This is a genomic window from Peribacillus simplex, assembly GCF_030123325.1.
Classification (GTDB): Bacteria; Bacillota; Bacilli; order Bacillales; family DSM-1321; genus Peribacillus; species Peribacillus simplex_D.
In genome coordinates this window covers 5,147,365-5,161,407 of the sequence record NZ_CP126106.1, presented here as the reverse complement: position 1 = coordinate 5,161,407, position 14,043 = coordinate 5,147,365, and the positions used below count along the sequence as shown (strand labels likewise).

The 14,043-nt window shown below is 43.7% G+C and carries 11 protein-coding genes; 3 read left to right on the top strand and 8 right to left on the bottom strand.

Going from position 1 to position 14,043, the window contains the following annotated elements; genetic code table 11:
• The first annotated feature begins 138 nt into the window (after positions 1 to 138).
• Positions 139 to 381, top strand: a complete 243-nt coding sequence (locus QNH43_RS24485; RefSeq protein ID WP_283916064.1) for a hypothetical protein — start codon at positions 139 to 141, stop codon at positions 379 to 381.
• Positions 382 to 1,129: 748 nt separating this feature from the next.
• Here QNH43_RS24485 and QNH43_RS24480 read toward each other — a convergent pair.
• From QNH43_RS24480 to QNH43_RS24470, 3 genes are all read right to left on the bottom strand, one after another.
• Positions 1,130 to 1,729, bottom strand: coding sequence for a hypothetical protein (locus tag QNH43_RS24480; RefSeq protein ID WP_283916063.1), 600 nt, complete (start codon positions 1,727 to 1,729; stop codon positions 1,130 to 1,132).
• A 130-nt stretch (positions 1,730 to 1,859) separates the two neighbouring features.
• On the bottom strand, positions 1,860 to 2,354 hold the full coding sequence (locus QNH43_RS24475) for a spore coat protein (RefSeq protein ID WP_283916062.1): 495 nt from the start codon (positions 2,352 to 2,354) through the stop codon (positions 1,860 to 1,862).
• A gap of 139 nt (positions 2,355 to 2,493) precedes the next feature.
• Entirely contained in the window at positions 2,494 to 3,396 is a 903-nt protein-coding gene (locus QNH43_RS24470) for a glutamate biosynthesis transcriptional regulator GltC (RefSeq protein ID WP_076370054.1), read from the bottom strand.
• Between the two features lie 133 nt (positions 3,397 to 3,529).
• On the opposite strand from QNH43_RS24470, the gene gltB reads away from it, so the two are divergent.
• Together gltB and gltD are read left to right on the top strand one after the other, a co-directional pair.
• Positions 3,530 to 8,080, top strand: coding sequence for a glutamate synthase large subunit (gene gltB / locus QNH43_RS24465; protein ID WP_283916061.1), 4,551 nt, complete (start codon positions 3,530 to 3,532; stop codon positions 8,078 to 8,080).
• A gap of 16 nt (positions 8,081 to 8,096) precedes the next feature.
• A complete protein-coding gene (gene gltD / locus QNH43_RS24460) occupies positions 8,097 to 9,578 on the top strand; it encodes a glutamate synthase small subunit (RefSeq protein WP_283916060.1) in 1,482 nt (493 codons plus the stop codon).
• A gap of 247 nt (positions 9,579 to 9,825) precedes the next feature.
• On the opposite strand, the gene QNH43_RS24455 is transcribed toward gltD, so the two are convergent.
• Genes QNH43_RS24455 through QNH43_RS24435 form a run of 5 tightly spaced genes read right to left on the bottom strand, consistent with a single transcriptional unit; the run spans position 9,826 to position 13,993 of the window.
• A complete protein-coding gene (locus tag QNH43_RS24455) occupies positions 9,826 to 11,166 on the bottom strand; it encodes an MmgE/PrpD family protein (protein ID WP_283916059.1) in 1,341 nt (446 codons plus the stop codon).
• 5 nt (positions 11,167 to 11,171) lie between these two features.
• Complete coding sequence (locus QNH43_RS24450; protein ID WP_283916058.1) at positions 11,172 to 11,939, bottom strand: amino acid ABC transporter ATP-binding protein; 768 nt, start codon at positions 11,937 to 11,939, stop codon at positions 11,172 to 11,174.
• Between the two features lie 4 nt (positions 11,940 to 11,943).
• On the bottom strand, positions 11,944 to 12,615 hold the full coding sequence (locus QNH43_RS24445; RefSeq protein ID WP_283916057.1) for an amino acid ABC transporter permease: 672 nt from the start codon (positions 12,613 to 12,615) through the stop codon (positions 11,944 to 11,946).
• Positions 12,616 to 12,639: 24 nt separating this feature from the next.
• Complete coding sequence (locus QNH43_RS24440) at positions 12,640 to 13,440, bottom strand: amino acid ABC transporter substrate-binding protein (RefSeq protein WP_283916056.1); 801 nt, start codon at positions 13,438 to 13,440, stop codon at positions 12,640 to 12,642.
• 19 nt (positions 13,441 to 13,459) lie between these two features.
• Complete coding sequence (locus QNH43_RS24435) at positions 13,460 to 13,993, bottom strand: GNAT family N-acetyltransferase (protein ID WP_133352682.1); 534 nt, start codon at positions 13,991 to 13,993, stop codon at positions 13,460 to 13,462.
• Positions 13,994 to 14,043: the final 50 nt, after the last annotated feature.

Below are 14,043 nucleotides of genomic sequence, written 5' to 3'. Positions count from 1 at the left end.
GTTATACTCTGAAACTTCACGTACTCGCCGTTCTATTAATCTGTTCAATAGTTGAGGCGAATCACAAAATATCACTGTCGGTAGAGATGTCGATCAAGGCTATTATGATATTAAAGCCCTTGATAAGAGTTTTGGGGGATGAAATGCATAAAAATGATGTTTTGCATGCGGTGCTTTTTCATATGTGAATCTAGACCATCTAAATTTGAAAAAGCAGCGAAAATGGGTCAAAAAATCATCCTTAAAGATTCCGGTTATTATAAGGTCGATACAGAAATACAAGAGGGGAATTATGTACTATCAAATACATCCGATAGGACTCGGGTTTTTATCGATATAAAGGATAAAATGGAAACCGAAAGTTTGCAAACCATTCAATAAGATGTGAAAAAACCAATCGAGATAGTATTAGAAGTGGAAAAAAATGGTATATATCAAAGGTGGTGATTTGGCATTGGCGGGAAATAATCAAGAAAGTGACTAATTTAAGGGGATTAATATTTATTGATTTCCGTAATGATAAGGAATCAAGCACAAAAAGCTGATCCCTTATTTTAAATGTATATACCTAAGGCGTGATTTTCGAGGGTCCATATATCCGCCGGTTATTTGATGTCCGAGAGAGCTCGCGATGACTACTGCTGCAAAGAGGAGGATGATTTTCTTCAAATTAATAATCTTCTTTCCGTTTTATTATTTTTAAAGATTACACCCAAATGCCTCTTCCTTCAACCCCCTTATTATGGATGTTGAATTAATTGTGACAAACATCAAATGACCGTTTTTAACTAATGTATCAAAGATAAAGTAGCTGGTATTAATTTAGAAGTGAAAGCTTTAAATAATGAGCATAATAAGAGGTTGTGAATTTATGGGAGTCAGCTCTTGGCGGACTCTCATTTGCTTTTTGATCCGCCAATTCCACCACTTTGATCTTGAATTGCTCTTAAAGCATGAGTTTTTCTTTAGCTTGATGCAGGATATATGTACTTAATTCGTCGGTCAGCTAATTGGGATTAATGTAAGGCTAGGAAGATGACTGAAGGTGGAGGTCTTGATGCGGTAATAAGATAGAATGGAAAACTATGCAGGGGAATGTTCGAATCAACTTGCCCCTGCATTTGTCAGCTCATTTAGTGAATTCACTTCTTAGGAGGTAGACAACATCGTATTTCTTCAACTCGTCCATATGGCTATCACTATCACCATAAAAATCAGTGGAAAGTGAACGTATGCCTTCGTTTCCGCTTGAATAGCATATACTCGCCAATGCAAGCTTGTTTGTGCTGTTTATTTTGAGTTTGCCAGCACTGCCCCATACGCTGGACTCCATTTCATCAATGGTTTCAGGATAAGTAGCTGTATCCGTACCATTGTCGTTTTGAATGCTGATGTGGAACATCGATGGATTTTGGCCATCAACCGTTTTGGAGGTCGTAAAGATGATCGTCCCATCATCTTTGATGGCAGTTGTCATGCGCCCCATTTCAGGTTCGACAAGTTTGCCAAATTCATATTTTTCGATCCAGATGGACATCTCCTTGTATGTATCATCAACATGGAAATCGATAAGAAAGGAATGTTCACTTGTATTCTCCAGGATGGATTTTTCCCTTGCTGTCAACTCAGGAATTGAAAGGTTATTCCCGGACTTTGGCTCATCAGCCTTACAGGCGGCTAACGAAAATGAGATCAGGGATAGGATGATGGTAAAAAGGATCTTTTTCATGATTTTTCACCTCTTGAATACTATTTGCCTAATTAAAACCAATTCTTATATATTATAACATTATAATGAAAAACGGAATCGGAACGCGGCAAAAAGGCAAGCAATCGTTATGCTTGCCTTTTTTTTGCATTTAGAATGGTTGGGAAAGAGCCTTATTGGCAACATCGACGTCATTTTGAAGCAATTGGTTCAAGTCGTAAGCAGGATAGAGGTTTCGTTCATAAAGGTAGTGGAATATCTTGGCATGGGTATCGATGGCTCCATTTAAATGTTTCCTAAATACTTTTCGAAGGGAAGGGGTGGCTGTTTCAGTAATGGCACCTGCATAACTTTTGATGGATGATTTGGCAAAGCCCAGCAATTCCCCGGCAGCAGCGGCCGATGCGTCATCCCTTGATACATCGTCATCCCGGCCCGTCTTAGGCGTCAATGGATAAAATTGCAGCAGCTCCATGATGTTTTGGGTAAGGGAATCGATCGTTTGCCTATATATCGTTTTTAAAATGGGATCTTTTATTTTGGGATAAGCTTTTTTAAATTTCATAAGGGCATTGGACTGGGCGGCGACCAATTCATGAAGCTCGAGTGTTTCATGCCAAGCAAGATGTGAATGGGTGGGTTTCATGTAAATTCCTCCTGAACGAATAATCTTGATAAATTATTCGAAAGGTGGGCTATAGGTAAGTTGTCTAGTAACTTGTTTATGGAAAAGGTAGGTTGTCCCATCTTCCTTCACATTCACAGGTTAGAACGATCGCCATGTTTTATTGATATTGCTCGAGAACAGAGAAGAACTTTTTGGCAAATTGGTAAAAAAGTTTTTCTGATGGTGCCAAGTCCCTGTTTTTGGGAGTGATGATGCCGACAGTCCGTTTGACTTCGGGTGTATCGATCGGAATTTTGACAGTCAGTCTTGGAATGACTTCATAAAAGGTACTGTCAGGGAGCAGACTGACTCCGATTCCGGCAGATACGAGCCCTTTTATGGAATCCATGTCTTCACCTTCCGAGGCGATGTTCGGTGCGAAACCGGCTGCTTTGCATGCTTCGAGAGCGATAGTGTGAAAGATGTATCCTTTTGGAAACAAGACGAAGGGATCATTTCGCAAGTCACTTAGACGCAGACTTTTCCTTTCGGCCAATGGGTGCGTTATCGGCAGTAAAGCGGAAATGTTTTCCGTGAACAGGATATGACCTTCGATATCTGGATCGTTTGTCGGGATCGGTCCAAGGAAGGCTAATCCGATTTCGCGATTTTTGACAGCTTCCTTTAAAGAGGAATAAGATCCCTGTCTTAAGTGGAAGCCAATATTCGGCTGCTCATCTTTAAAAGCGGAAATGACGGTAGGCAGTAAATGGGTGGAAAGGCTGGTCGGGAACCCGATTTTAATGCTTCCGTGTTCAGGGTCCAAAAACTCCTCAATTTGATATTTGGCATATTCTATCGCCTGTATCGCCGTCTTTGCATGAATCAAGAAAATTTTACCAATTGGGGTTAACTGGATATTACGGCCGATTTTCTCGAATAAAAGAACGCCAAGCTCATCTTCCAGTCTGGAGATTTGCCGGCTGATTGCTGATTGTGCAATATGCAGGTGCTCTGCGGCTTCAGAGACGTGTTCCCTCTCGGCGACCTCAACAAAATAACGTAATTGTCGTAGTTCCATTTATTCATCCTCCTGTCATTCATCTCAAAGTGAGATAGATTCTACTAGAATTATATATTGTTTATATCGATTTGAAAACCTAGAATAAATGTAAGTGACATAACGGTGTAAGAATACGATGGGGGCGATTAATATGACATACAATCAAATACCAAAAGCACAAGGGCTCTACCATCCTGAATTTGAACATGATGCATGTGGGATCGGTTTATACGCTCATTTAAAAGGGCTTGCTACACATGACATCGTCAAACAAGGACTGAATATGCTGTGCCAATTAGATCATCGCGGCGGACAAGGCAGCGATCCCCTTACAGGAGATGGCGCAGGATTAATGGTACAGATTCCTGATGAATATTTCAGGCTGGCATGCCCGGAAATGAACTTGCCGGCAAAAGGACGCTATGGTGTAGGCATGCTCTTTTTCTCTAACAATGATGATGAACGTAATGAAATCGAGACCCGTTTGAATGCATTTATCGAACAAGAAGGCCAAACGTTATTAGGCTGGAGAACGGTTCCTGTTGATGCAGCGAAGATCGGGGAGGTCGGCAAGGAGACATGTCCGATGATCCGCCAAGTATTCATCGGGGCAAGCGAAGGGATGAACGATGATTTAGCTTTTGAGCGTAAATTGTTCATTATCAGAAAACAAGCTGAAAACTGGGCTCGTGAACGCGGCAATCGTTTTTATTTTGCCAGCCTTTCAAGTGCTACGATCGTATACAAAGGATTATTGACGCCAGAGCAGGTGGATGCTTTTTATCTTGACCTTCAACAGGAGTCTTTCGTTTCGGCTTTCGCTTTAGTGCATTCCCGCTTCAGCACGAATACTTTTCCTAGTTGGGAACGGGCACATCCAAACCGTTACCTGATCCATAATGGCGAAATCAATACGCTTAGAGGCAATGTGAATTGGATGAAAGCGCGTGAACAGCAGTTTGTATCGGAAGCATTCGGGGATGACCTGCAAAAGGTCCTGCCTATTCTGGATATAGACGGCAGTGATTCCTCGATTCTTGATAATGCACTTGAATTCTTCGTGCTTGCCGGGCGTAAACCGGCACATGCGGCGATGATGCTCATTCCTGAACCGTGGACGGAGAATCCGCATATGACGAAGGAAAAGAAGGCATTTTACGAATATCATAGCATGCTCATGGAGCCATGGGATGGTCCGACGGCCATATCCTTTACGAATGGCAAGCAAATCGGTGCCATCCTTGATCGAAATGGTTTAAGGCCGGCAAGGTATTATGTGACAAAAGATGATTACATCATTTTCTCATCTGAAGTCGGCGTGATCGATGTGGAGCCGGAGAATGTATTATATAAAGATCGTTTAAGCCCAGGAAGAATGCTTTTAATAGATTTAGAGGCAGGCCGTATTGTTTCCGATGAAGAGATCAAGTCGGAAATGGCTCAGGAAAAACCATACCAGCAATGGCTGGACGAACAGCTTGTTCAATTACGTGACGAAGAACTTGTGCTCGAAGGGGAGCCATTGAGTGATTTATTATTCAGGCAAAAAGCGTTCGGATATACGTATGAAGATGTCCAAAAATATTTACTGCCAGTCATTAACGAAGGCAAAGATCCACTTGGCAGCATGGGGAATGACATTCCATTAGCGGTCTTATCAGATCGCCCGCAATCGCTATTTAATTATTTCAAGCAATCCTTTGCACAGGTAACCAACCCGCCAATCGATTCGCTTCGTGAACAGATCGTCACGTCAACGATGACATTTCTGGGTGCGGAAGGAGATTTGCTGAAACCGGATGAAACGAACAGCCGCCGCATTCAATTGGATTCACCTGTATTGACGCCAGGTCAAATGCAGCAGTTGAAAGAAAATGCCTATCCTGAATTCAGGAGCAAAGTCATTCACACTTTATTTTCAGAAGATTTAGAGAGTGAACTCGATCGCATCTGCCGTGAAGCGGAACAAGCGATCGCTGATGGTGTCAGCCTTTTGATATTATCTGACAAGGATATGAGCAAAGAAAAAGCTGCGATTCCTTCCCTGCTGGCTGCGAGTGCCCTTCATCAAGAGCTGATCCGTCATGGGAACCGTACGAAAGTGAGCATTATCGTTGAATCGGGGGAAGCGAGGGAAGTCCATCATTATGCGTCCCTGATCGGGTATGGAGTGGATGCGATTTACCCGTATCTTGCTTATGAAACATATAAGCAGGCGGTATTGGAAGGCAGTTTGTCCATTGGCTACGAAGAAACGGTAAGGAAATATGTACGCTCATTGACAGAAGGCATCGTAAAAGTGATGTCGAAAATGGGGATTTCAACGATTCAAAGTTATCGCGGCGCGCAAATTTTCGAAGCGGTCGGAATCGGTGCTGAAGTGATCGAACGCTATTTCAGCGGTACGGCATCGCAGCTTAGTGGGATCGATTTGGAAACGATCGCAGATGAGGCGTTGATTCGCCATAGGAAGGCTGCAGCCGATTCACTTGACCAAACTCTTGAAAGCGGCAGTGATTTTCAATGGAGAAAAACAGGGGAACATCATGCTTTCAATCCTAAAACGATCCATACACTGCAATGGGCCTGCCGGAAAGGCGACTATAATTTATTTAAGCAATATTCAAACTTGGCGAATGAAGAGAGACTCGGGTTTTTACGGAATTTATTCTCGTTCGATCAAAAACGCCAAAGCATTTCCATAGATGAAGTGGAATCCGTGGAATCCATCGTCAGCCGATTCAAAACGGGCGCGATGTCATTCGGTTCATTGAGTCAGGAAGCACATGAAACATTAGCGATTGCGATGAACCGTTTAGGCGGAAAAAGCAATAGCGGTGAAGGCGGGGAGCATCCTAGCCGTTACCAACTGGATGAAAACGGCGATGACCGCCGCAGCGGAATTAAACAAATTGCATCAGGTCGTTTTGGAGTGAAAAGCCATTACCTTGTTAATGCAGATGAACTTCAAATCAAAATGGCGCAAGGTGCAAAGCCGGGTGAAGGCGGCCAACTGCCAGGGAACAAAGTATATCCTTGGGTCGCAGAGGTCCGTGGTTCCACACCAGGTGTCGGCCTGATTTCACCGCCTCCGCATCATGATATCTATTCGATTGAAGATCTGGCACAGCTGATCCATGATTTGAAAAATGCGAACCGTGATGCCAGGATCAGCGTCAAGCTTGTATCAAAAGCAGGCGTAGGCACGATTGCAGCCGGTGTGGCCAAAGGAGCCGCAGATGTCATCGTTATCAGCGGGTATGATGGGGGTACGGGGGCATCACCAAAAACAAGTATCAAACATACAGGTCTTCCTTGGGAGCTGGGCCTTGCCGAAGCACACCAAACATTGATGCTGAATGGCCTGCGCAGCCGTGTAGTCCTTGAAACGGATGGAAAGTTAATGACGGGACGCGATGTGGTCATGGCAGCTATCCTTGGAGCGGAAGAATTCGGCTTTGCTACAGCACCGCTTGTGGTCCTTGGCTGTGTCATGATGCGTGCTTGCCATTTGGATACATGCCCAGTCGGGGTAGCTACTCAAAACCCTGAGCTTCGCAGCAAATTCACAGGAGATCCGGATCATGTCGTGAATTTCATGCGCTTCATCGCTGAGGAAGTGCGGGAAACGATGGCTGAGCTTGGATTTAGAACACTGGAAGAAATGGTCGGCCGCACTGATGTTTTACAAGTGAGCGAGCGGGCACAAAACCATTGGAAAGCGAAGCATCTGGACTTGACGACACTTCTTTTCCAACCGGAGGGGATACGTACGTATCAACTTCCTCAAAATCATAAAATTGATGAATCCCTGGATATCCGTGAGATTTTACCGGTTGTGGAGCCTGCTTTGAATGACCAAACCCAGGTGGATGTAAGCTTCCCGATTACAAACGTGAACCGTGTGGTCGGAACGATTGTCGGCAGTGAAGTATCCAAACGCTATGGGGAAGAAGGGTTGCCTGAAGATACGATCACACTCCGTTTTACGGGATCGGCGGGCCAGAGCTTCGGTGCGTTCATTCCAAAAGGGATGTCGATGTATTTGACAGGTGATGTCAATGACTATGTTGGGAAAGGCTTATCTGGCGGAAAGATCATTGTCACGGCACCTGCTGGCAATCAGATTGAGGCTGGGGACAATGTAATTGCCGGGAATATCGCCCTATACGGTGGAACAAGCGGCGAGGCCTACATTAATGGCCGTGCGGGAGAACGATTTGCAGTACGGAACAGTGGAGTCAACGTCGTCGTTGAAGGAATTGGAGACCATGGCTGTGAGTATATGACAGGCGGACGCGTGGTCATTCTGGGCAACGTCGGCAAAAACTTTGCGGCAGGCATGTCAGGCGGCATCGCTTATGTACTTGCAGATGATGCAGAAGAATTCAAGGCATTATGCAATGGTGAAATGATAGAATTCGAGACGCTTGATGATATGGATGATGCAAACGAGGTAAAAGAAATGCTTTACAGCCACGTTCATTATACTGAAAGTGCCAAAGCATCGTATGTACTGGAGAACTGGGCGGATTTCGCTAAGAAATTCGTAAAAGTCATTCCGAAAGATTACAAACGGATGATCAAAAGCATCAATGAGCAGAAGCGCGCAGGGCTAACGGATGACGAAGCGATCATGAGTGCATTCCAAGCAAATGCCATTCAAGATAAAAAAATCACTAAACAAGCTGTGATGCAGTAAGGAAGGGGAGAGAAAGATGGGAAAAGCAACAGGATTTATGGATTACCCTCGAGAAAAACCAAAAGACCGGAATCCTCTCACTCGTTTAAGTGACTGGAGAGAATATACAGCTCCTTTCTCTGATGAAAAGTTAAGTACACAGGGAGCGCGGTGTATGGACTGCGCCACCCCTTTCTGCCATATGGGCATGGAGTTGAACCGGGTGACAACAGGCTGTCCGATTCATAATCTGATCCCGGAGTGGAATGATTTGGTGTACCGCGGCAGATGGAAAGAAGCATTGGACCGTTTATCGAAAACGAATAATTTCCCTGAATTCACCGGGCGCGTCTGCCCGGCCCCTTGTGAAGGGTCTTGTACGGTAGCGATAAGCGATCCTGCCGTTACCATCAAGAACATTGAAAGGACCATCATCGACAAAGGATTTGAAAATGGCTGGATCACGCCTCGCATCCCTGAAAGCAGGACCGGCAAGAAAATTGCCATCATCGGTTCAGGACCGGCTGGATTGGCGAGTGCCGACCAGTTGAATCAATCAGGTCATTCGGTCACGGTTTATGAGCGCTCAGACCGTGCAGGGGGGCTGTTGACATACGGCATCCCGAACATGAAACTTGAAAAAGATGTCGTTGCACGCCGAATTAAATTATTGACTCAGGAAGGCATCGATTTCATTACCAATACAGAAGTAGGCAAAGATATAACAGCCGAAGAACTGCAAAATCAATATGATGCAGTCATCCTTTGCACAGGTGCCCAAAAGCAGCGTGACCTGGTCATTGAAGGACGCGAGGCATCAGGCATTCACCTTGCAATGGACTACTTGACGACTTCGACTAAAAGCCTGTTGGACTCCAATTTTGAAGACGGCAAGTTTATAGACACAAAGGGGAAGGACGTCATCGTCATCGGCGGCGGGGATACAGGAGCTGACTGTGTCGCAACTGCCCTTCGCCAGGAATGTAAGAGCGTCGTGCAATTCGGGAAGCATCCAATCCTTCCGACGGCCCGTACATCTGATAATATGTGGCCAGCCTACCCGAATGTATTTTCCCTTGATTATGCGTATGAAGAAGCGGAAGCGAAATTCGGTGCAGATCCGCGTCAATATTCAATCCAAACAAAAAAAATCGTAGCCGATGAAAATGGCAACGTTAAAGAACTGCACACAATCTCAATGGAAAAAGTCAAAGGCGAAGACGGAATGTACATTTTCAGGGAAGTTCCAGGAACTGAAAAAGTATGGCCTGCACAATTCGTTTTCATCGCAATCGGATTTGAAGGAACCGAAATGCCGCTATTAACTCAATTTGGCGTAGAAACAGTAAACCAAAAAATTGATGCCGTTTATGGCGAATACAAAACGAATGTCGAAGGGGTTTTCGCTGCCGGAGATGCAAGGAGAGGGCAAAGCCTCATCGTTTGGGCAATCAATGAAGGCCGTGAAGTAGCGCGAGAAGTGGACCGCTACTTGATGGGCGCAACGGTATTGCCTTAATTTTAAAAAAAGGAAGTGCCATAATGGTGCTTCTTTTTTTTGTATGGTGGGAAATGTGGAACTCACGAGTAAAAGCCCTGAATTCACGAGTAAAACGCCGAAACTCACGAGTAAAAGCCCTGAATTCACGAGTAAAACGTCGAAACTCACGAGTAAATGCCCCGAACACACGAGTAAAGATATCGTATTGATGATAAACAAATTAGGCGAGCGGTATATAAATACCGTTCGCCTAATTTACTTTCAATCAGCTTCTAAAGTCAGCTTCTTGAAGGACGCCAAGTGATGTGTGATTCAGTGCATGGACAGCTGCTATTATTTTCTCTGTCTCTACTTCATCTCCTATGGCTTTATGCAACTTTTCTATTAGCTGGGGTTTTGTTAATGGATTTCCGGGACTTCCTTTAGGTGTATCGATGCGTTTCGATAGTACATCCCCACTCGTTGTGGTCACGGTCACAATTGTAAATCGTCCCACTGGGAGTGCTGCTTTGGAAGGCTTGATCGTTGCATCCGTCTCTCTATTTACTTTTTGAAAGGATTCTCTCCATGAATGGGGAATAGGTTTCGATTCAAAAGAAGCAAAGGTCAGGGGTTTGCCTGTAAGCGCGAGCCATACAATATACTCAATCGAAAATCTTCCTTCTTCACCAGTCGAAGGATTATGGTGAATCAAAGCGGAATCACCATTTGGAGGAAAGCAAACACTCACCGATTCAATATCTTCTTCCGACAAATCGTACGTCTTATGTAAAAAGACAGCTGCATCAGCGCCATGTACCGCAGCAGAACAAAAAGGATATTGTTTAAACCATAATCCTGGTGTTACGATTCGCCATGTCTTTCCCCAATTTACCGTCAAATCGTGAACTCCATTTTCTGCATATACCTGAAAGAAACCATTCTTATCATTCAAAAAGTCGGGATTGCTATGTAATCCCATCCGAATCCAATCTGCGGAATCCACAGCGTTTTTAGCGGCAATCCCTACATGGAGCGGCTTTACTACAGTGCCAAATTGGAGTCGTAAACCTGCCGATTGGGTAGCGGCAAGACTCATGGTTTCAGCTATTAAGCGTGGTGAGTACTCCCGTAAATATGCAACCGCACCAGCTGCAGCTATTACGCCAAGTGTAGCCGTATTATGCCAGCCTTTCGTATAATGATAGGGATTCATAGCTTCCCCAAACCGAGCCATGATTTCCACACCTACCACGTAGGCAGCTAAAAAACGTTTCCCGGTCATTTCAGGCTCTCCAACTGCTAACAATGCAGACAAAATGACTGCGCTTGGATGACCTCGTACATCTGAATGTACATCATCATAATCCAGTAAATGAGCTTGAAAGCCATTGAAGAGTGCTGCTTGGGATCTTGTTGCATGCATGTGACTTCCAATCAAGTAACTCGTCCCATTTCCGCCTTCTTCCAAAATGATTTGCTTTAAAATCGTCATTTCCTTTTCGGATTTCGTTTGATAGGAAACAGCAAGATAATCAAGAAGCCCTTCGATTGCAGCCTGTAATACTTCTTCATTTACCAACGGATTGGAATGATAAATCATTTCAGATAACCTTTCCGTGTTCATGCACTTCACTTCCTTTTTTGCCTGGCAGGTCCGTCCGTTTCATCTCCCATTTGCCGTAAAAAACGTTGAGTTCGCGGATTAAGGGAATGCTCAATTACTTGTTCTGGGGTGCCTTGTTCGATAATATGTCCGTCTGCCATGAATATGACATGGTCAGCAACTTCCTTCGCAAATTGCATTTCGTGCGTCACGATCACCATTGTGGTATCCTCTTTCGCTAACTCCCGTATTACTTGTAAAACCTCATTAACCAATTCGGGATCTAGAGCGGAGGTAGGTTCATCGAATAAAATGGCATGTGGTTTCACAGCTAATGCTCTAGCGATGCTGACACGCTGCTGTTGTCCGCCGGATAAGGTAACGGGGTATTGTTTGGCTTGTGTTTCCAAGCCAACCCGTTTCAATAAATCCATGCCGATTTGAATGGCTTCTTCCTTTTTCATCTTTTTGCTGACAAGCAAAGCTTCAATCACGTTTTTTAGGGCCGTTTTATTTTTAAAAAGGTTATAGTGTTGGAATACCATCGCTGTTTGCTGCCTTAATTGGTACGCGTCTTTCTCTTTATATTTTTGGGTGTCCAATTTTACATCCTTGATTTCGATGGTGCCGCTGTTGGGCTTTTCCAACAGGTTCAGGCAGCGTAATAACGTTGATTTTCCAGAACCTGAAGGGCCGATGATGGCGACAACTTCCCCGGTTCTAATATCCAAGTTAATATCGTTCAATACTTGTTTATCACCAAAATATTTAGATAAGTTTCTTACTTTTATCATATGATCACCTTCTAAGTGGTTTGCTGAGCCCAATTTCCAGGTATTGTTGTATCCAAGAATAAAGAATAACCAATAGCCAGTAAATCAAGCCAACCACCAAATACGTCTCGAAAAAGCGCATGTTAGCGGATGCAATAATTTTTCCCTCTGCAAATAGTTCCGTAATTCCTAATGTAAAGGCAAGGGATGTTTCTTTAATCAAAGATATGAATGTATTCCCTGTTGCTGGCAATGCATTTAAAGCAGCCTGTGGTAATATGATTCGCGAGTAAATCTGCACTCTTTTCATGCCGGTTGCAAGGCCCGCTTCCATCTGCCCTTTGTCCACGGAATTCAATCCGGCTCGGAAGATTTCTGCCAAATAAGAGGATTCTTTCAAACTGAATCCAATGATCGCCGCTGTCATTGCTTCCATCGTAGACAACGATGGGAATAACTGTGGTAAACCGTAATAAATGATGAATAATTGTACCAATGTTGGCATTCCTCGGAATAAGGAGATATATAAGCCTGCCAATTGGGTGATTCCAAAAATATTGCTATTCCTTATTAAGGCTACTGCAAGTCCGATAATAATGGCTAAAGCCATCGAAATGATGGCTAAAACCAGAGTGATTGGAATAAATTTCGCGATTTGCAGGGAAATTTCCAACATATATTGTAAATCAAAATTCATAATGCTTTAAAACCTCCGCTATGCTTATTCGCCGGAATTCGTGGTGATATCTTCACCAAAATATTTATTGGACAGCTTCGCTAATGTACCATCTTCTTTAAGTTTTTTGATTTCTGTCGTGAATTCATCATTTAATTTTTTGCCTTTTTCTGTTTTGGGAAATGGATACCCTACATTTTCATAGGCCACTGGATCACCAACTAGTTTTAACGGAAGATCATTTTTCTTTATTTCTGCAACCAGGATTGGGCGGGAATTGATATATCCATCTACACGGTTGTTAATGGCATCTTGCATCGCGCCATCCCGGGTTTCATAGGTTCGTATTTTGATATCGCCGTTCTTATCATATTTTTCTAGGTTTGCGACGTTATTAGACCCAAGCACACCGGAAACGGTTTTGCCTTTAAGATCAGCCAAACTCTTAATATCATCGTTTTTTGTGCTTGATACAATTTGTGCACCATAATAACTATACGGCTCTGTAAAATTAAATTGCTCTTGGCGTTCTGGTGTTATAGCAACGGCATTCGCAACGGTGTCCAATTTACCTGATCCCAATTGCCCCATTATCCCACTGAAATCAGAAGTGACCCACTCTACCTTGTATCCTAAATTCTTGGCGATGAGTTCTGTAAGTTCAACGTCAAAACCTATTAATTTACCATCCTCTTGATAACCATTTGGATAGCTTTGGCCAGTGGACCCCACTTTAATTGTTTTTTGTTCGGAATCTTTGGCAGCATTCTCTTGTTTTGAACTGCCACATGCTGCAAGTACTAATATGAAAAGTAAAGAGAGTCCAAGGGAAAGAATTTTTTTCATCGTTATTTTCCTCCTATTATTAAATGGTTTGATTATGTTTTTCAGTCCAAGCTTGATATTGTCCTGGCTGCAAGATTTTCCTCAAATATATTGTGAGATGACCTTTGCCTAAATCTTTTTGCCCGATCTCTTCAAACCCACTTTTTTCGTACATTTCCTTTAGCCATGGATGATTATCCGCGGTTCCGAGCGTAACCGCGGGGGCTCTCAGCTGCTTCTTCAAAATTTCTTCTTCGAGCCATGACAGCACTTTTTTCCCTATGCCTTGACGCTTATATGCAGGGTTTGTAGCGAACCAGCCTATGTGTGGCAATACGAGCGGTCCAGGATTAGGGCCCCAAGGTAACCGGATCGATACGGTCGAAATAAATGTCCCATTTTCCTCCAGAACAAACACCTTATTTTCGGATATATGCTTAATCGCTTCCTCTCTAGTGGCCGTTGCCGCAGAGAAGTGAATATCCAACTCTCTTATACTCGCATAAGCATCCAATGTTAATTGGAGGAATTTATCCACATCTTCTACACGTACTTCACGAAATATTTGACTCATCTTGCGCCTCCTATACTCTATCTAGTTAATTCCTCTTCGGTTCGGTGATT

Coding starts and splice junctions, on each gene's coding strand:
- QNH43_RS24485 (WP_283916064.1), top strand. CDS start 139: ATGAAATGCATAAAAATGATGTTTTGCATGCGGTGCTTTTTCATATGT.
- QNH43_RS24480 (WP_283916063.1), bottom strand. CDS start 1,729: ATGAAAAAGATCCTTTTTACCATCATCCTATCCCTGATCTCATTTTCG.
- QNH43_RS24475 (WP_283916062.1), bottom strand. CDS start 2,354: ATGAAACCCACCCATTCACATCTTGCTTGGCATGAAACACTCGAGCTT.
- QNH43_RS24470 (WP_076370054.1), bottom strand. CDS start 3,396: ATGGAACTACGACAATTACGTTATTTTGTTGAGGTCGCCGAGAGGGAA.
- gltB (WP_283916061.1), top strand. CDS start 3,530: ATGACATACAATCAAATACCAAAAGCACAAGGGCTCTACCATCCTGAA.
- gltD (WP_283916060.1), top strand. CDS start 8,097: ATGGGAAAAGCAACAGGATTTATGGATTACCCTCGAGAAAAACCAAAA.
- QNH43_RS24455 (WP_283916059.1), bottom strand. CDS start 11,166: ATGAACACGGAAAGGTTATCTGAAATGATTTATCATTCCAATCCGTTG.
- QNH43_RS24450 (WP_283916058.1), bottom strand. CDS start 11,939: ATGATAAAAGTAAGAAACTTATCTAAATATTTTGGTGATAAACAAGTA.
- QNH43_RS24445 (WP_283916057.1), bottom strand. CDS start 12,615: ATGAATTTTGATTTACAATATATGTTGGAAATTTCCCTGCAAATCGCG.
- QNH43_RS24440 (WP_283916056.1), bottom strand. CDS start 13,440: ATGAAAAAAATTCTTTCCCTTGGACTCTCTTTACTTTTCATATTAGTA.
- QNH43_RS24435 (WP_133352682.1), bottom strand. CDS start 13,993: ATGAGTCAAATATTTCGTGAAGTACGTGTAGAAGATGTGGATAAATTC.